Source organism: Vibrio sp. JCM 18905, assembly GCF_055393305.1.
The window spans coordinates 1682609-1701172 of sequence record NZ_AP043878.1; the positions used below are offsets into that span (position 1 = coordinate 1682609).

The 18564-nt window shown below is 39.8% G+C and carries 20 protein-coding genes; 15 read left to right on the plus strand and 5 right to left on the minus strand.

Annotated elements, in window-relative coordinates; all coding sequences use genetic code 11:
• Positions 1–32 precede the first annotated feature (32 nt).
• Positions 33–470: a DUF3069 domain-containing protein gene (locus ACZ5ZC_RS07350; RefSeq protein ID WP_005394495.1), complete on the minus strand. Its 438-nt coding sequence runs from the start codon at positions 468–470 to the stop codon at positions 33–35.
• A 273-nt stretch (positions 471–743) separates the two neighbouring features.
• Here ACZ5ZC_RS07350 and ACZ5ZC_RS07355 point away from each other — a divergent pair, with 273 nt between their 5' ends.
• Positions 744–1703: a GGDEF domain-containing response regulator gene (locus tag ACZ5ZC_RS07355; protein WP_046875455.1), complete on the plus strand. Its 960-nt coding sequence runs from the start codon at positions 744–746 to the stop codon at positions 1701–1703.
• Positions 1700–2692, plus strand: coding sequence for a Solitary outer membrane autotransporter beta-barrel domain (locus tag ACZ5ZC_RS07360; protein ID WP_047009190.1), 993 nt, complete (start codon positions 1700–1702; stop codon positions 2690–2692). Before ACZ5ZC_RS07355 ends, ACZ5ZC_RS07360 begins: the two co-directional genes overlap by 4 nt.
• A gap of 24 nt (positions 2693–2716) precedes the next feature.
• Here ACZ5ZC_RS07360 and ACZ5ZC_RS07365 read toward each other — a convergent pair whose 3' ends face one another.
• Positions 2717–3955, minus strand: coding sequence for a GGDEF domain-containing protein (locus ACZ5ZC_RS07365; protein ID WP_053808401.1), 1239 nt, complete (start codon positions 3953–3955; stop codon positions 2717–2719).
• A 254-nt stretch (positions 3956–4209) separates the two neighbouring features.
• On the opposite strand from ACZ5ZC_RS07365, the gene ACZ5ZC_RS07370 reads away from it, so the two are divergent.
• The 10 genes from ACZ5ZC_RS07370 to ACZ5ZC_RS07415 all read left to right on the plus strand — a co-directional run bounded on the left by ACZ5ZC_RS07370 (position 4210) and on the right by ACZ5ZC_RS07415 (position 14117).
• The gene (locus ACZ5ZC_RS07370) at positions 4210–4578 is read left to right on the plus strand and encodes a late competence development ComFB family protein (protein ID WP_054867617.1); all 369 of its coding nucleotides are present in this window, start codon (positions 4210–4212) and stop codon (positions 4576–4578) included.
• Positions 4579–4619: 41 nt separating this feature from the next.
• The gene (locus ACZ5ZC_RS07375; protein WP_005394488.1) at positions 4620–4901 is read left to right on the plus strand and encodes an HlyU family transcriptional regulator; all 282 of its coding nucleotides are present in this window, start codon (positions 4620–4622) and stop codon (positions 4899–4901) included.
• Between the two features lie 435 nt (positions 4902–5336).
• Positions 5337–6893, plus strand: coding sequence for a Re/Si-specific NAD(P)(+) transhydrogenase subunit alpha (locus tag ACZ5ZC_RS07380; protein WP_395196226.1), 1557 nt, complete (start codon positions 5337–5339; stop codon positions 6891–6893).
• A gap of 8 nt (positions 6894–6901) precedes the next feature.
• Complete coding sequence (pntB, locus tag ACZ5ZC_RS07385) at positions 6902–8278, plus strand: Re/Si-specific NAD(P)(+) transhydrogenase subunit beta (RefSeq protein ID WP_005394484.1); 1377 nt, start codon at positions 6902–6904, stop codon at positions 8276–8278.
• A gap of 155 nt (positions 8279–8433) precedes the next feature.
• Complete coding sequence (vxrA, locus tag ACZ5ZC_RS07390) at positions 8434–9888, plus strand: sensor histidine kinase VxrA (RefSeq protein ID WP_005394482.1); 1455 nt, start codon at positions 8434–8436, stop codon at positions 9886–9888.
• Positions 9863–10525, plus strand: coding sequence for a response regulator transcription factor VxrB (vxrB, locus tag ACZ5ZC_RS07395; protein WP_005394480.1), 663 nt, complete (start codon positions 9863–9865; stop codon positions 10523–10525). The genes vxrA and vxrB overlap by 26 nt, the downstream gene beginning before the upstream one ends.
• A 6-nt stretch (positions 10526–10531) precedes the next feature.
• On the plus strand, positions 10532–11413 hold the full coding sequence (locus ACZ5ZC_RS07400) for a DUF2861 family protein (protein ID WP_005394478.1): 882 nt from the start codon (positions 10532–10534) through the stop codon (positions 11411–11413).
• Positions 11414–11473: 60 nt separating this feature from the next.
• The gene (locus ACZ5ZC_RS07405; RefSeq protein WP_047009186.1) at positions 11474–12595 is read left to right on the plus strand and encodes a conjugal transfer protein TraF; all 1122 of its coding nucleotides are present in this window, start codon (positions 11474–11476) and stop codon (positions 12593–12595) included.
• 42 nt (positions 12596–12637) lie between these two features.
• Complete coding sequence (locus ACZ5ZC_RS07410; RefSeq protein ID WP_005394474.1) at positions 12638–12799, plus strand: YoaH family protein; 162 nt, start codon at positions 12638–12640, stop codon at positions 12797–12799.
• 928 nt (positions 12800–13727) lie between these two features.
• Complete coding sequence (locus tag ACZ5ZC_RS07415; RefSeq protein ID WP_046875460.1) at positions 13728–14117, plus strand: universal stress protein; 390 nt, start codon at positions 13728–13730, stop codon at positions 14115–14117.
• A 102-nt stretch (positions 14118–14219) separates the two neighbouring features.
• Here the strand turns inward: ACZ5ZC_RS07415 and ACZ5ZC_RS07420 are convergent, their stop codons facing one another.
• Both ACZ5ZC_RS07420 and ACZ5ZC_RS07425 read right to left on the minus strand, forming a co-directional pair.
• Positions 14220–14432, minus strand: a complete 213-nt coding sequence (locus tag ACZ5ZC_RS07420) for a hypothetical protein (protein ID WP_012842272.1) — start codon at positions 14430–14432, stop codon at positions 14220–14222.
• 306 nt (positions 14433–14738) lie between these two features.
• The gene (locus ACZ5ZC_RS07425; RefSeq protein ID WP_012842273.1) at positions 14739–15578 is read right to left on the minus strand and encodes a LysR family transcriptional regulator; all 840 of its coding nucleotides are present in this window, start codon (positions 15576–15578) and stop codon (positions 14739–14741) included.
• 81 nt (positions 15579–15659) lie between these two features.
• Between ACZ5ZC_RS07425 and ACZ5ZC_RS07430 the strand changes: the two genes are divergently transcribed.
• The 3 genes from ACZ5ZC_RS07430 to ACZ5ZC_RS07440 all read left to right on the plus strand — a co-directional run bounded on the left by ACZ5ZC_RS07430 (position 15660) and on the right by ACZ5ZC_RS07440 (position 16980).
• A complete protein-coding gene (locus ACZ5ZC_RS07430) occupies positions 15660–16016 on the plus strand; it encodes a hypothetical protein (RefSeq protein WP_054867612.1) in 357 nt (118 codons plus the stop codon).
• A 331-nt stretch (positions 16017–16347) separates the two neighbouring features.
• Positions 16348–16524, plus strand: coding sequence for a hypothetical protein (locus ACZ5ZC_RS07435; RefSeq protein WP_162860670.1), 177 nt, complete (start codon positions 16348–16350; stop codon positions 16522–16524).
• A gap of 87 nt (positions 16525–16611) precedes the next feature.
• Positions 16612–16980 carry a regulator gene (locus tag ACZ5ZC_RS07440; RefSeq protein WP_464931562.1) on the plus strand — a complete coding sequence of 123 codons (369 nt, stop codon included), beginning with the start codon at positions 16612–16614 and terminating at the stop codon, positions 16978–16980.
• 26 nt (positions 16981–17006) lie between these two features.
• On the opposite strand, the gene ACZ5ZC_RS07445 is transcribed toward ACZ5ZC_RS07440, so the two are convergent.
• Positions 17007–18413, minus strand: coding sequence for a HEPN domain-containing protein (locus ACZ5ZC_RS07445; protein ID WP_464931563.1), 1407 nt, complete (start codon positions 18411–18413; stop codon positions 17007–17009).
• Between the last annotated feature and the right edge of the window lie 151 nt (positions 18414–18564).

An 18564-nucleotide genomic window follows, 5' to 3' on the forward strand; every position in this document is an offset into this window, starting at 1 on the left:
GCAAACGCGGCCTTTATTTTGTCGGAAAAACGTTATTTTGCGAACACTTCTTTGAATTCGCGTTTAAGAAGTGGGTCGCGACGTGCTTTTTTAAGTTGCTTAACCATGTCTTTCACGCAGTTGTGAAGCACATTATCAAGTAATTGAGCGCGGTATTCTTCTTTATCTTCATCTGTCATGTTTTCTGGCAGATTAAGAGTAGGGAATTCTTCCATCACGTTGATACCAGCAAATGCTTGGCCAACAGAAACTAGAGCATGAAATTGCTCGAAGTTATCTAGAATGTTCTGAGCACTTGCAGGCATTTCGTCCCAAGACTCACGCACTGCTTCTTCAGACACTTCATGGATAGAGGTAACCATTTCGAACATTTGCTCTGGAACTTCGTCAAACTCAATAACTTTACGTAGTTCAGGAGAAATGGTTGCTAGATCGATTTTTTTGCTTTCGCTGTTAGTTGCTTCTGACATGGTGTGTCTCTCATTACAAAAAGGCGGGAATATTAATACCAAATGCATCAAATAGCTATACCCATGTGTCCGCAAGATGACCAGAACACGTGAGTTTGTTGAACTAACGTTCGTTGGTCATGTTTTGGTAGGGCAATTTTCAGTGTAATCGTTATAGACAATTGATTCCGTGATATTTAAACAAAAATATAGCACTTAATTATGAGTCGAATGCAACAACTCTTTGAGTATGGTATATGTTTAATAAAGATAAAATAAGAAATGGAACGCGTTATGCAACCGACAGGGACATCAATGCGAATCCTCCTGGTTGACGATGTTCAGCTAGATAGGATGCAGTTGGCTATTCGTCTTAAGCAACTTGGACATATTGTAAAAGCGGTGGGTAGTGGGCTAGAAGCACTAAACACCTACGAGAGTTTTGATCCTGAACTGGTATTACTCGATATATCGATGCCAGATATGAACGGTTTTGAAGTCTCTCTTCATATCAGAGAAACCTTTCCCGATTGGATCCCAATAATTTTCCTGAGCAGTCACGAAGAGCCAGAAATGATTGCAAAAGCCATAGAGGCCGGCGGTGATGATTATTTAATTAAACCCGTAGATAAACTCGTACTGAACTCTAAGCTTATCGCAATGCAGCGTATTGCCCATATGAGACGAGAGCTTAAACAAGCGACAGCTCAATTGGAGAAAGTGAATCAACTTTTGACCCAGCAAGCGAATGAAGATGGCTTAACCAAACTCTATAACCGTCGTTATATCGATCATAAGTTAGAATCGATGGTTGCATGGCATGGCCGTCACAACATGCCAATGGCTTTGATTTTATTAGACGTCGATTTTTTCAAACCGTTTAATGATAATTACGGTCATATAGAAGGAGATCGTTGCTTGCAAGCCATTGCGAACCAACTTAAAGCAACATTTTGTCGCTCTGGTGAATACGTAGGGCGTTATGGCGGAGAAGAGTTTGTGGTGTTACTGGGTTGCACAGACGCCCAAACCGCAGAAAGAGAAGCAGAACGTATACAAGAGGCCATGTATTTTCTGGATTACCCACATGAGTATTCTAGTGTGTCTAATAGGGTGACAGTGTCACAAGGTGTTTTTGTTTTTCAACCAACGGGAAAAGAGCTGCAGTCTGATTTGTATGCGACGGTGGATAGAGCGTTGTATACCTCAAAATCTTTAGGAAGAAATACACATACGGTGGTAAATGCAAGTTGAAACAAGCTGTTATCAATAGTTACGCCTTAGCTACACTGTCACTTTTTTCATTATGTTCTAAGGCTAATTCGATTCAAGATCAGATACAAAAAGAGTATGAAAGGAACTTTGCTATTGGGATCGTTCTGTCAGATAGCGATGTCTTTACGGTAGGATTTCATGATTTCGATCCGAACGAATACTTCAACATAGATAACGAAGACATTGGTACTCAAGATTCGGTTGATCTCAGAAAGAAGATCGCTGTATCAACGCTACCATTTAGTTTTGATTTGTTTGAACAAGAGGGAATACAAACTCACTACCTATTAAATGGCCGAGTTTATGCCTTAAGTACAGAGCAAGATGTGTATGTAGACCAAAAAGGACAGATTCCAGATAAAAGTAAAGAGTTAGTCATGGGCGGATATATTGAGTTTGCTGGAGAAAAACACCTCACAGACAAACTAACGCTTAGTGGCGCAATCGGCTCACACTTAATGTACTATCAAAACGATTATAGTTATCGTAGTAATGCACTGAATGACCTAAAACCATTTCTAGAAGGTGTATACCTAAACACCAGTGCTTGGGCCGTTGTTGGAGAAGTCAACACAAAGCTCAAATACCTAGAGCATGAATCGTGGGGGAAATGGTACCTCTGGTCGGCTCCTCACTATTTTTATGGCACTGGCTGGGGTAAAGCAAATAATGGTGATATTGGCAATCCGGAAGGCTGGTATTGGGTCAATGGAATAAAGGTGTTTTATGATTTTACCCACATTGGAGATACTGTGCAGTCAGTGTATTCGAGCTTCAATCGAGTTGATATTGGTGGTGATACAAGAAAACCCATGAATACTGTGCACTACTACGAAGCCAGTGTTGGATGGTTAATGACACCACCATTTGACTCCGATTGGATAGATAATATCGGGATCGGATTAACGATCAATTATGGCAGTGCGTTAAAAGGAGGAAGCTTAGTCTTGTTCTTTAATCAAGATTAGTCGGCTAACTTTCGCTCTGGGGGATTAATGAAGCCTCACGCAATTGCGTCCAGCTTTTTTCGCTTTGTAAAGCGCTTCGTCCGCTAACTTAATCACGTCCTGAGGTGCTTGCCCGTTTTTGCTGTCGGCCGCTCCGAAACTTGCGGTAACAAAGACCGACTTTCTCCTCGAACTGTCGTTACCACGCTTTTTTTGACCTTGTTTATGGTTATCTGGGCGGGATTCTTCATCACGTAAAATCATCTCATACTCTGCAATGGATTTACGTGCTTCTTCTAAAAACTCTTTACACTCATCTGCGTACTTGCCTTTAAAGACGATGGTAAATTCTTCTCCGCCAAATCGATATACTTTTGCGCCACCGGGAGTTTTAGTTAGACGCGAAGCGACCATTTTTAATACGTCATCACCCGTATCGTGACCGTAGGTATCGTTAAACTTTTTAAAGTGGTCAACATCAAGCATTGCGATCGTGAACTTTTTGCCCATGTGTTTTAAGTCAAGGTCGAGTGCGCGCCTACTCGGGATCCGCGTTAAGCTATCTGTGAAAGCCAATTGATGGCTGGCAGAGGCAGCATAAATAATGATAAGCAATCCCGTTAGGGTAAACATGGTGCTAGATATGTATTGCACATCAAAGAAAATGAACGTCGCGGACGCCAGCACCATTGCAGAGTAGGTCATAGCATGGATGATTTCATTCTTCTTTAAAACAAGAATTCCGAGGAAGCAGACAATACCCACACAATATAAAACTAGAATAAAAGGCAGTTTAGAAACCGTAGGTACGATAAATAAAATGCCGCTTGTCCATTGTTCAAACCCACCTTCAACGTAATACGCTAACGTAAGGTAAGACCAAAGAACGAACATCGTTAACATCAAGAGGTAAGTAAACATGGCTCTTGAGTCGAAACCGTCTTTACTAAACAAAAATACCGCAAGAAAAGAAACAGGAAGTAGCGTGGCTAAAATGGTCAGCTCAAGTAAGGCTGTACCACTTTGAAGTGGAACTTGTAGCCTGTGCTGTATCACGAAATAGGCCAGTAACGTCGCTAAGCACACCATTGACTCCCGACCTTGCTTAAATGAATAGCAAAGGAGCAGTGCACAGCCTAACAGTATGTACGGCAAATTTGCGGCAATACCCCAGTTTGACTGAGTCATCTGAATGATGTTGTTCATGCTCGAACTCACTAATCCCAGCAACATAAATGGGAAAAGGAATCGAAAGCCTGATGAAGTCATTGATGATGAGGACATCTATTACAAATTGCCTGAAAATAGTTGATTATATAATTGGTTAGGTTAAGCGTTTCATCAATATAGATATTAATCTGCTATCGATTTTCATGCTTCGAGAACTAGCAAGAATACGTCTATTTGCTCATTTTCCCAAGTATTTTGGGAGACATTACGACAAAAAGAGAGAGATTGATTAAATTAAGAGCAATCAATAAGTTGTTATAAACAAGTCGTTGCTATACTTGTTTTCATAGAACAAGGGAGATTTGCCAATGCAGATAAGTTCAGATGTGCATAACTACATGGAAACACTTGTTGGACAAGTGCTCAGTTTGCCTCAGTTTGTAGAGCAGTATGACAACGAGCAGCTCGCAGATATCGCGTGCCTTGCACTTATTCAGCTCAAACCCGTCTATATTCGTCATGATATTGATTTTTTATCTTCGCTTCCGGAACAAAAGCTCACCCAATTTAAGCAAAGTGCAGATATCGCGGTGAAAAACGCGGCAGAAATGGTGAAAGAAGACCGGCGTAAAAACCGAGATCATGATGTACCTGTAATTTTTACTCATACCAGTTATGATGAAGACAAAGAATTGGACTGGTATGAAAAATCAATCCTCAATGTCAATATTAAGTGATACAAGCTTAATCTATCGATGAGCTTACCCAAGGAGGAACCGTGGGATTTTTTTCGCGTTTGTTTGGTGGTAGTGAAAAGACTGCTGAAGTAAAAACTGTGGAACCAGTTGAGTACAAAGGTTTCCTTATTTACCAAGAGAGCCTTTCAGAGGGTGGGCAATACCGCATTGCTGGTCGAATAGAAAAGCAATACGACGATGAAGTGAAAACGCATCGATTTATTCGTTCAGATTTGCTCGGCTCGGAACAAGATGCCAATGAACTTATGTTGAAGAAATCTCAAATGTTTATCGATCAAATGGGCGATAAAATCTTCGACTAACAATTCACCGCAACTTGATTCCAATCATCTTAAAAAGAGCCATTAGTGTATATGCTGATGGCTCTTTCTTTTTTAGAGCTTAAATGTTTGTTAAGTCAGCATTTAATTATGATCTGGTTAGACCTCAGTCTAGTAAGGCATAGCGTTGTTATTTTTCGTGCTCAGAGCGACAATCATTCATTACTTAGCGTTATATGTAATGAAATTTAGTATTTAAATTACAAAACACTTGAAGTAATGAGACGCGTTCGATACAAACAGAATAATAACAGGGCTGTTAGTCAAGGTGTTATTGTGCAAATGGGTGGCCCCAAACACCATCTTTCGTTTGCAATTGTCTTGCGTGGTAAACAGATAGAAATAAAAAAGAGTTAGAGTAGAGCTACGCTCTGTTTTGGGACTAATTTATTGATATGTATACAAGGAGTATGCGTTTTGCAAATCGGTGTACCTAAAGAGATACTTGCGGGTGAATCGCGAGTAGCTGCATCGCCGAAGTCGGTTGAGCAGTTAATAAAGTTGGGATTCGATATCGCGATTGAATCCCAAGCGGGGGTGCTTGCGAGTTTCGATGATGCTGCTTATGAAGCTGCTGGTGCGAAAATCGTTTCTAGTGAAGAAGTTTGGGCATCTGGTCTTATTCTAAAAGTTAATGCGCCAATCGTAGATGAAGAACAAGGCATTGACGAAATCGCACTACTACAAGATAGTGCAACACTTGTTAGCTTTATTTGGCCTGCTCAAAACGCAGAGTTGATGGAACAACTTTCAAGTAAGAACATTAACGTTCTTGCCATGGATTCCGTTCCTCGTATCTCTCGTGCACAAGCCTTAGACGCGCTCTCTTCGATGGCTAACATCGCTGGGTATCGTGCGGTTGTTGAAGCAGCTCATGAGTTTGGTCGTTTCTTTACAGGTCAAATCACGGCTGCCGGTAAAGTACCACCAGCGAAAGTATTGGTCGCTGGTGCGGGTGTGGCTGGTTTGGCTGCAATCGGTGCTGCGGGTAGCCTAGGGGCTATTGTTCGTGCATTTGACGTTCGCCCAGAAGTAAAAGAACAAGTTGAGTCCATGGGAGCAGAGTTCCTGACCGTGGATTTCCAAGAAGACTCTGGTTCTGGTGACGGCTACGCAAAAGAAATGTCCGATGACTTCAACAAAAAAGCGGCAGAGTTATATGCAGAGCAAGCTAAAGATGTTGATATCATTATTACAACGGCACTAATCCCTGGCAAACCTGCTCCGAAGCTGATCACCAAGGAAATGGTCGACAGCATGAAAGCGGGCAGTGTCATTGTTGACTTGGCAGCTGCTAATGGCGGTAACTGTGAATACACAGTTAAAGACCAAGTTATCATGACAGATAACGGCGTAAAAATTGTTGGTTACACTGACATGGTCGGTCGTTTGCCAACGCAATCTTCTCAACTTTACGCGACAAACCTTGTTAACCTTCTAAAACTGCTGTGTAAAGAAAAAGACGGTAACATCAATATTGATTTCGAAGATGTTGTTATCCGTGGTGTCACCGTGGTTAAAGAAGGTGAAATTACATGGCCTGCGCCACCAATCCAGGTTTCAGCGCAGCCGCAAGTGAAACAAGAGCAACCTGCGAAACCAGAGCCTAAAGTAGAAGAACCGACCTCTCCAACGAAGAAGATTATTGGTGTAGCCGCGGCAGTAGGTGCTTTTGCTTGGATTGCATCGGTTGCGCCGGCAGCGTTCCTTTCTCACTTTACTGTATTTGTTTTAGCTTGTGTTGTCGGCTACTACGTGGTTTGGAATGTTACCCATGCACTTCATACTCCGCTTATGTCGGTAACGAATGCTATCTCCGGCATTATTGTGGTTGGTGCATTACTGCAAATTGGGCAAGGTAATGGGGTCGTTTCATTCCTATCCTTTATTGCTGTATTGATCGCCAGCATCAATATCTTCGGTGGTTTCACCGTCACCAAGCGTATGCTTGAAATGTTCCGCAAAGATAAATAGGAGTTACAATGTCTGCAGGATTAGTACAAGCAGCTTACATTGTTGCTGCATTATTTTTCATCATGAGTTTGGCGGGGCTTTCAAAGCAAGAGTCCGCTCGTAATGGTAACTACTATGGTATCGCAGGTATGACGATCGCGCTGATCGCGACGATCTTCAGCCCTGATGCTCAAGGCTTTGGGTGGATAATTATTGCGATGGCGATAGGTGGGGCGATCGGTATTTTCTATGCGAAGAAAGTAGAAATGACCGAAATGCCAGAACTGGTTGCGATACTGCACAGCTTTGTAGGTTTAGCTGCGGTTTTAGTTGGCTACAACAGTTACCTTGATGCGCCAGAAGCAGCAACTCATGCTGAACATGTTATCCACCTTGTAGAAGTATTCTTGGGTGTTTTCATTGGTGCCGTAACCTTCACGGGTTCAATTGTTGCATTTGGTAAGTTACGTGGTGTGATTTCTTCTTCGCCGCTTAACCTTCCTCACAAGCACAAAATGAACCTTGCAGCGGTTGTGATTTCTACGCTTCTTATGATCTACTTCGTAAAAGCAGATGGCAGCATGTTCGCTCTGATTGTGATGACACTGATTGCGTTCGCGTTCGGTTACCACTTAGTTGCTTCAATTGGTGGTGCTGATATGCCAGTTGTCGTTTCAATGCTGAACTCATATTCAGGTTGGGCAGCAGCAGCAGCAGGTTTCATGCTCGCAAATGATCTATTAATCGTAACAGGTGCGTTGGTTGGTTCTTCAGGTGCGATTCTTTCTTACATCATGTGTAAAGCCATGAACCGTTCGTTTATCAGTGTTATTGCTGGTGGCTTTGGTCAAGAGATTGTAATTTCAGGTGACGAAGAGCAGGGCGAACACCGCGAAACAACGGCAGAAGAAGTCGCTGAAATGCTGAAGAACTCAAAATCAGTAATCATCACTCCAGGATATGGTATGGCTGTAGCGCAAGCGCAGTATCCAGTGCATGAAATTACTGACGTACTTCGTTCAAAAGGTATTGAGGTTCGCTTTGGTATTCACCCAGTAGCAGGTCGTCTTCCGGGACATATGAACGTGTTACTTGCTGAAGCGAAAGTACCGTATGATATCGTTCTTGAAATGGATGAAATCAATGATGACTTCGCTGAAACAGATACAGTACTGGTTATCGGCGCTAACGATACGGTAAACCCAGCAGCTCTGGAAGATCCGAACAGCCCGATTGCTGGTATGCCTGTACTGGAGGTTTGGAACGCGAAAAATGTAGTGGTATTCAAGCGTTCAATGAATACTGGTTACGCAGGTGTACAGAACCCACTGTTCTTCAAAGAAAATACATCAATGCTATTTGGTGATGCGAAGGAAAGTGTCGAGTCTATTTTTAAAGCACTCTAACCATTCTTGATTTAAAACTATACAGGGTCAGCAATCGCTGGCCCTTTTTTGTTCCGTTTCAATGTTATAGTAATGCAAATCCTTCTGTTAGCAGATGTCAATTGCTTGTAGATTGATGTATAGTTTTGGCTAATGTAACAAGTGACGGTAACAGTTTGATTAAAAAGTTTTTGCTCGGTTTTGCAACTGTATTGCCGCTTTTTTCGGCACCTGCATTTTCCGATTCACTACCAGAAAGAATAGATACGTTTACAGAGCTATTTAATTATGAAGTAGCTCTTAAATCGTATGATATTCGTATTCTGCAATCAAATTATCCTACCAAGTTACTTGCGCCAGATTCGCTTCTGCCGCAAACGTCTGACTATCCGTTAAAAGATATACAACAGCTTTACAGCTTAGCGAATACTTGTCGTGGTAAATTGCCACTAAGTCCTTTAATTACTGAGCCGTTAGTATTTACAAGAGCTATCTGTAAAGGGACGCAACTGACACCACGTTGGTTCTCGCGTAGTGGCCTCATTCACCCTGGTGGTGGGACTTATGCTGCACGCTATGTGGATAAGTATCCAGAACTCAAACCCAAGCTTGCTCAATACATGCATATTAAAGAGCGTGACAATGAGGAAGGGGATGAGTTGTTAGAAAGCTTGAAAAACATGGACGACGACGCCATTAATGCTTTGATTGCAGGCGCGAGCATGTTTATCGAAGGTAACGAACTTTGGTTACGACGTGGTGACCGTTACTTTGTCTTCGAGAAAGATATCTGGGAAGAAAACGTCGCTAATGCGGGTCTGTCGTACGCTCTAGCGTCTCAAAGCAAAAGTTGCTTTGTTAAACGAGGCAATATTTGTTGGGATGTAGAAGATCACTCACAAGTTTTGCGGATCAGTATGATCATACTGGTAATCGCAAATATTCTTCTAGTGATTGGTTGGGCTGTATACCGCTGGAATAGTAAGCGAGAAGAGCTCCGTAGTAGAATGCTTGTGTTGCAAATTTTAACGCATGAGCTCAGAACACCGATTGCATCTCTATCACTGACGGTTGAGGGCTTTCGCCGAGAGTTCGAGCATCTACCTGAAAGCGTATATGACGAGTTTCGCAGATTGTGTGAAGATACACGTCGTTTGCGTCAATTGGCAGAAGCGAGTAAAGATTATTTGCAATCTGATAACCAAATGCTTGCAACAGACTGGGTTCCGTCTGTCGCAGACTGGTTAGAATTTAAGATCGAAGAAGAATTTGATAGTGCCGTGCTTTTCAACATCAATGAAGATGTGGCTGCTAAAGTTAATGTGTACTGGTTAGGAACTTGTATCGATAACTTGCTTCGTAATGCGCTTAAGTACGGTATTGCACCTGTTGAATTGGATGTTTCAACTAGTGAAGAAAAAATAGTATTCCAAGTCCGAGATGCTGGTGGCCTAACGGCTAAAGATTGGGCAAATTTGAAGAAACCGTTCGTCAGTAAGAGCGGGTTAGGACTTGGGTTAACAATCGTTGAATCTATGGTAGGCCGCATGGGCGGAAAAATGTCCCTTATGGGACCACCTACAACCTTTATATTGGAGATACCTTGTGAAACAGACACTGCTTCTCGTTGAGGACGATAAAAACTTGGCTGATGGCCTGTTAGTAAGCCTGGAACAAGCAGGATATGAGTGTTTACATGTGGAACGTATTGCAGACGTAGAACCACAATGGAAAAAAGCTGACTTGGTTATTCTCGATCGCCAACTCCCAGATGGTGACTCTGTACAATGTCTCCCAGAATGGAAACAGATTAAAGACGTACCAGTTATCTTGCTAACGGCACTTGTTACCGTAAAAGATAAAGTTGCAGGCCTTGATTCCGGCGCGAACGACTACTTAACGAAGCCTTTTGCTGAAGCGGAACTCTTTGCGAGAATCCGTGCACAGCTACGAGCACCGGATTCAGCAGAGCAAAGCAGCGCTGATAAAGTGATCACAAAAGACTTAGAAATTGATCGTTCAACTCGTGAAGTTACCTATAAAGATGAGCTAATTACGTTAACTCGTACAGAGTTTGATCTACTGCTATTTTTAGCGTCGAACTTAGGTCGCGTGTTTACTCGTGATGAGCTACTTGACCACGTTTGGGGTTACAATCACTTCCCAACGACACGTACTGTGGATACGCACGTATTGCAGCTTCGTCAAAAACTGCCAGGACTGGAAATTGAAACACTTCGCGGTGTTGGCTACAAGATGAAAGCATAAGTCATAATGAAAACACTACTCCCCGTAGTTCTCTCATTAGCGTTAGTGAAACCAGTCCATGCAATGGACTGGTTTCAAACTAACACGCCTTTAACGCAGGCACATCAACACTTACTTGAAGATGATCTTGCCGGTATGTTCAACTCTCTTGTTGAACTGTGGCAAACGGAACCAAGTAAAGATTTGACTCCTCATCTCAATGACCTTCTTGGTCAGTCACTATCTAAAAACTGTGGCAAGTCTCTCACTGGTGTAACGCTGCCTGAATGGATAAGTGGCGTGAACGTTATTCGTCAGACCATCCAAAGCCCTGGGCGAGATACATTTAGGTTAGTGATCAAGCTAAGAGCTACAACTGACATCGAAAATATTTCATTTAATCGATGGGTGGATGATTCTATATCCGCAGACAGTTCATTCAGTTATGAAGAACAGCCGAGCGGTACAGAATTAGCCAATGAGCGTAGTTATTCGAAACGCTACAACCTCACGGGTAAGCTTGAAGCAGGCTTGTATCACTTAACTATTGTTTCTAAAGATAAACAAGAGTATCGAACTTGGGTAATATTAGGAGATTCCAATTCTTCGCAATATGTTCGTTGGACATCTAAAGAGAATTGGAAAGTAGAAAAGAGCGCACTTCGTAATCCCCATTGTCCATTACCGCAACTTGAAGTTGGTTTATATGACTACATTGATGGTCAATACGAGCAAATGTGGAAAAAGACTTACGAGTCTAACTATCCCAATTCACTAGAGCTTGCGGGTGTCCCAAATGATAGATACGTGCTAGCAGTGAGTATCAACAGTCGTCGTTGGCAGGGCGATATAATTGTTGAGCAAGCTCAAACTATTAGCCGAACCTATGATCTTTCCCAAGAAGAATAGTTAAAGAAATACCATTTGTGCCGATAAAGGTTCAGGAAGAACCAAAATCACAAGTGTAGTATGAAAACCAAATATAAAATTCTAGCCACCTCTGTTGCCACCACACTTTTCGCAAACGTTGCTTCGGCTGCCACTTATGCGATAGAAGCTCGTAGCGATGCGATGGGTGGCGTTGGTACGGTATCAGCAACTTATCTGACTGCTCCTTTTTTCAACCCCGCACTTACTGCAATTTATCGCCGAAACGATGATGCAGGAATGATCGTGCCAAGTTTTGGTGGCAACTACGATGATCAATATGATCTTGTCGATGAAATCGAACGCATCAGCAAATTGACTGATGTCGATGAAATCAAAAAATCGATGAATGCCATAGATGGAAAAAAAACTGACTTTGATCTTGGTGGCGTTGTCGCTATAGGTATTCCTAATAAATTTTTATCTGCAACTGCATACGGTAAGTTATACACTGAATCATTCGTACAACCAAAAGTAGATACGTCAGGTACTAATCCGTTAGACGATAGCTACGTACAAGGTGTTTCTATTGGTGTTGCTGAAGCAGGTGTATCACTTGCTAAATACACCAACTTTATGAATCAACACCTTTCATTTGGTGTTACGCCTAAACTTCAGCGTATTTATACGTACTCTTACGCCACGAGTTTTCAGAATTTCGATACCAAAGACTTACGTGAACATGAGACAGCGGAAACGATGTTTAACTTGGATGCGGGCGCGCTTTGGTTCTTTGGCCCATATCGTCTCGGTATTTCAGCAAAAAACTTGATCGGAAGAGACGTTAAAACAAAATCGTTCATGTATGGCAGTGATACGATAAAATCATACGAGTACAGCATGCGTCCCGTATATACGGTCGGGGCAGGGGTTGTTGCCGATTACTTTACTATGAGTGTCGACTACGATCTTAATGAAGAAAAACGTTTTTCATCCTTCGATGATAATACGCAAATGATTCGAGCTGGTATTGAATTTGATATCTTGCGTCAACTGGCATTGCGAGCGGGTTATATGAAAAACTTAGCTCGAAGTAGCGACGAAGGTACCATTACTGCAGGTATTGGACTGTCTCCACTTAAGTTGATCGAATTAGATATTGCCGCTCAGTACACGAACGAGAACGCAATGGGGGCATCCATTAATTTCCTTGCGACCTATTAATTGAATCGTTATAGTCTGCTCCTCAAAATGAGGAGCTTTTTTATGTTTGACGATTTACCCCCTCTATCTCACCAAGAGCAACAACAAGCTGTAGAGAAAATTCAAGAATTGATGGCGAAGGGCACAAGTACAGCAGAAGCCATCAAAATTGTTGCCGAACAGATTCGATCTGAGTACGCAGAAAAACAACAGCAACAAAACTAATTAATTCATATCAGGGCTTTGGCCCTGTTTTTTTTTGGTCTCATATTATCCTCAAATATTTTCACACCTTAACGTAGTTACGTCGTAACGTTATTTCTATACCATTCAATTTATTCAACTCCCTCTATTCTGTACTAAGCAGTTAGTAAAATTTTACTTGTTTAAGTTAACCTTGATGCGTTCTGGCTTGAACGGATATGGGGTAAAATGCTATTTTTAAATTAAAATAAATAAATTCAGCAACTTACGTTGGTTTTTTTGTCTTGTGTTTCTATTTCGGTCATGTTTTTGTGTAATTAAATTACAAGGCGTTTGTTGGGTATTTTTTCAAGTAGAGGATTATGCTGAAAAGGCAAAAAAGACACGTTGTAACAGAAAATAAAATCTGAATATAGTTATATAGTTGACCTTATAGAGACAGTAAGTACTCGCAGACGTATGTCGGTTTTAGATTGAACATAGGAGTGTTGGACTCTGTTTTAACTCTAAATCTTGTCTTTAATTCAGTGTTGTCTATGAAAATAGCTCTTAATCTTGATCGATGGATTACACGAAGAAATTACTTATTGCCAAGTGGTTTTACTAAACTAGGCGACGTTGTAATTAGGAATATAAAACAAGCTGCAATAGAAATTGACAGGATTTAGAAGCGTAGTGACAGTGTAGCGTGGGTTTGTTTGCGTTAGTTACATAGTTATGTACATCCTAAGGAGGGAGAACAAAATGGGCCACATATCAATAACCGGTTCCTAAGTCACTAGTTGACTTCACGAGCCTTCAATGGCTATTAGATAGCTGATCGCTCGGCTGTTTCCACATTCTTATATCAAACTCCCATATTTTCATGAAATATGAGTTTAGACATTGCATTCGCTCTTAGTGAACTAGACTTACTATAAGCACATGAAAACTAACTAGGAGAGAAAGAATGAGTTACAAGCACGTTTTAGTCGCTGTTGATTTATCTCAATCTAGCCAAGTCGTTATCGAAAAAGCAATAACTCAAGCAAAGAACTCGAACGCCAAACTTTCATTCGTTTATGTGGATGTTGATCGTGTGATCATGGAGCCGAAAGAAGAACAAAAGTTGCAAAAGGAGCTACAAGAACTCGCTGATAAATGCCTATATCCAGTACACGAGACGATGGCAGTTATCGGTGACCTTCATATCAAATTGTCGGGAATCGTAAAAAAAGAGGGAATAGACCTAGTTGTCTGCGGTCATCATCATAATTTATTGAGCCGTTTCTTTTCATCGGTACCAAAGGTAGCAAATGAGGTTGAAGCGGATTTATTGATTGTTTACTTGGATGAGTGACAGTAACGCAGGTTTGTGCCACATCTTTTGTAATCCCGTTTTTCGCATATTAAAAAGCCGAACGTTTGTGTTCGGCTTTACGTATGATTGACGACAAAATAATTAACCAGGAATGGCAGAAGCCTCTTGGGATAAAATAGATGCAGACTCTGCGTTTGACTGCAAATCAAAATGCACGTTAACTTGCACACCTTCTCGCTCAAAAGTGACATCATCAAAATCGGTCATAGCGATTTTGAATCCATTTCTAGCAAAAAAGCCAGTCACCATAGTTCGCTGCTTAATTTCTAGTGCAGACGCGAGTAGCTTATCCATGGCATTCTCCTTGGTTATTGTGGGGATATGGGTAGAAGATACACGCAGAACGGTATGAAATCAATTTAATATAAAGCTGCTTTCGATTAAATTTTTAATGTAAGTCAATCTATCGTTTCACCCACGTGATTTATTCCACGCAAAGCCTTGATAATGAAACGGTATAGCATCTCATGTTGTGATAACAAGCATAAAGATGGGGATTTTCATAAATGCCTAACGAGGCTCTTTGAAACAATACGTTACAAAGCTTCTCGCTAGACCTCATGAGTTATCAAAGGAAAATTATAAACCTGAAAAGCCATCCTAAAGTGATTCATTTTTCAATATTTTTGATAACTCAGACCTAATAAAAGTAGATATTTCAGCTAGCTTTCTTGGTAAAGGGTTTTGATAAGGGTAGGCGATATACATGGAGCGTTCTATATCAAAATTTTGTGAAATTTGGATATTGTTGTCTATATGGTTACCTTTTACAAGATAATTTGGGATGACGCCAACCCCAACCCCCTCAGAGACAAAGTTTATTAAAATAGAGGTGTTATCAACTTCGATAACGTCAGTGTACTGCTTTTTAATCGATTCCTTATTCGAGTGATTCTTGTAGATTAATAGCGTGTTATTATTGGCATTGTTAACTGTAGATATTAAAACATCGTTATAATCACCGATTTTATGTGCAATCAGAGTGTCATCAATAATATTATTAAGCCTAATCGCTAAATCTACATTACTTTCTAATAAATTCTCAACATTGTTACTTGATGATATTTCAAAGTTCACTGCTGGATATCGTTCTTGTAAGCCTTTAAGAACAGAACCAAAAATAGAAGAGGCTATAGAATTGGGCATTGTAATTTTAAACTTTCCATTAATGCATTCACTCAACGAGCTAGCTCTGTAATTTAACTCCTGCAAGCTCTCTAACGTTTTGATGGCAAGCTCTCTAATGCTTTCGCCATGATCAGTTAAAACGAGTTTTCTTGTTGTCCTGTGGACGAGTGTTACACCAAGTTGCTTTTCTAATGCCGCTAACTGCCTGCTGACTTGAGCTTTCGACTTTCCAAGTTCTTTTGATGCCTCTGTAAGAGAGAGGTGTTTACAAATGGCTGCAAAGCAGACCAGCTCATTGTTCATCAATTCCATGATTGTTACCTTTTTGCAACTCTGAGTCACGTTGTCTTTTAACGGGAGGGAAAGTATAACTTGCATCAACGGAGGGGGACAATGATATTTAAAAGCCGTCATGAAATAATGGCAGACTACTACCTTAATAAAACCATATTGGATATTAAGTTAAACAAATATCCTGAAGAAATTAACTCAATCGACTTAAATAACGAAACGGAAAATTTAAAAATAAAAGTTCTCTCTCGTGAACTTACTAAGTTAGATTCAGGTGATTTAATTGTCGATTGCGCATCATTGATAATGACTCATTCAAAATCGACAAAAGCAATAATAAAGATCGAACTTGAAAATAATTCTTTAAATTATAAAGTTAAAAATGTGAGAATATTTAAATATGAAGACTGCAATACAAAATTCGAAAAGATCTGTTTATCAGAAAGGTACATTGTATAGAATAATAAATAATATTAGTGCTTTGTATACAAAATCGTTAGTAAAATTATTTGGTGAAGAGTTGAGAATCCATCATTGCAAACATAAAATTAATGTAAGAACCACTAGCGAGTTGAGTGAACATATGAAGAAAGATCTAGGTATAGATTGAAAAGTAGAGAGTTTACATCTAATGGATGCCTTGTTCCTATAAAGCTAATGTAATAATTACACTTTTTGGGATGGATAATACGTGACCATAAGTGAGAACATTGAATTTTCTCATCCTTTCGATAACTTAAAACATAAGTTATCGAAAGGATATAATGAGCAGTAAATTTGCAGAGAAATAATGGAATATCCAATCCAACTGTTCGTCTACTTGAATGAGCAAGATGCAGAACAAACGCGTATAGTGTCGAACGTAATCAAAGATACAGTGCAGGACCTTAATCGGCTACTGCAGTCTATAAAGCGAAAAGCCAAATACGGCGTCACCAAGCTATCATCTTCAATGCTAATCTTCTAACTCTAAAGTGCGTATTATATCTGCTTATGTTGAATGCGATTGCATATGCTAGTCCTATAAAATGTCTCTCTTTTGAGGGACTATTCAATGAAGTATCACGAAATGACTAAAAACTATATTTTTCGTGAATTTGAATGTGGTTTATCCGTCGAACAAGCTGCTGAACTTTGTTTAAAAACTGTGAGAACAGTCAAAGAATGGGATAAGGGGAAAACCATTCCTCCTGAGTGTAAACGGCTGATGAGAATGACAAAGGGAAGGGAATTGAGCTCATCTGAGCAATGGGAACAATTCAAAATGCATTATGATAGATTAGAACTTCCAACAGGGCAGCTAGTAACGGCTCAACAAGTTTTGACTGGAATTGCTTTGTTAGAGATTGGAAGCGAACCAGACCAAGTTACGATGACAAAAATCCTCAGATATGTTAGAGCGATAATTCAAACGAAAATCTAATAAATGCCCCGAAATGGGGCATTTGTCTAATCTTTATTTATAATGAATAAGTATTGGCTTAACCTGTTAATTATATTTTTCATTATTTCAAAATCAATTCCAATCTTGTTTGATAACGAAAAAATCAATAATACCTCTATAAATATAGTATTTTTATGTAATTCTTCCTCAGTTATATAAAAATCATTAGCATGTGTAATGTCATTTCTAATTTTCGTTACTTTTGGAATGTCGCCTTTAGAAAATAACCATGTTTTAGTAACTTCTGTTGGAATTGATAAATATAAGTCTTGGATGCATTTTGCGGTATTGTATTTTCTCTTGTTATAGTAAGGAATTCCTTTGAGGAAAGAGTTTACGTTTTTCTTGTCACCAAATTTTTTAATAAGATAGTTTCTAGATCTTTTAATTAAATCATTTAAAACTTCATCATCAAGAAAGCTTTTTTCCTTTTTACATAAAGACTCTAAAAGTCTGAAGTAACCAAGGAACTTCTCTTCATCACTTGTCATTCTCTTGTATTTTAAATATTTGAAAAAATGGTTTTTATCGTGTTTATCTAAGCTGAAGAAATTGGAAAATGATTCCAAAGGCAAAGAAGGTAGTCCAAGTTGGTCATAGTTAAGATTATGACTACATGGAAAAAACTCATAGTCCATTTTGTTGTGCTGCGAGAAGTGTTCTGTGGGAAAGTACAAACTAGCCAATTGACTACTTTGACCATAACTGACATCTATTTTTTCAATTGAAAAATCTCTACCAATAAAAAACACCAAAAGTGTATACAATTCATCAAATTTATACTTAACATCTTTAGCGATAAGTTTTTCATTAAATAAATAATTAAAAGACGGAGTGAAAAGCATACCTGTACTAAACTCATTTGGTGAGTCATATACTGTCAGGTTGTACCCTACGGTAAAATATTCATTATTATTTAACGAAATATGGAATTCATTTAAAAGATCGCTATTACTAAATGGATTACTTTTATAATATGAATCAACGATTTCTCTTTGTTTTTTTGTATGACCTAACCATCGATTGAGACATGATGAATGCAAGCTTAAGGAATCAAATCCTATATGCTCTTGGTAAAAATTGGATGGTACTAGGACTAAATAACCAACGCTATATGAGCATTCTATAACAACGACATCTTTGTTATAGCTAGTCAATGTCCTTTTGGATGCGCGCAAAAGGTTTACATTATTAAGTATGAATGTTTTATTAATACAGTGACATTCAAGGTTCTCCATGTTGCTCCAGTCAAAGGCAAACTTTCTACCTTCACGTACCTCCCCAAATACATGTAATAAAATCTCTCTTGGGCTTAGCTTCAGTTTTGCTGCAAAAGGAACTCCTTTGACATCAATCGTTACGTTTAACTCGTAAGTTTCTGACAGTCTTAATTCAGTAACATCGTCTTTCATGTGCACCCATAATTATAACAATCTGTTTTATTTGATTGTAATACAGGGCTGCAAGATTTTGCTATAGCTAGAATTTCTTGTACAGTGTACAACGCCAGCTCGGAGTGGGAATTTACCCCCGTAATACAGATTCGGGGGTTTGACCTCCCGC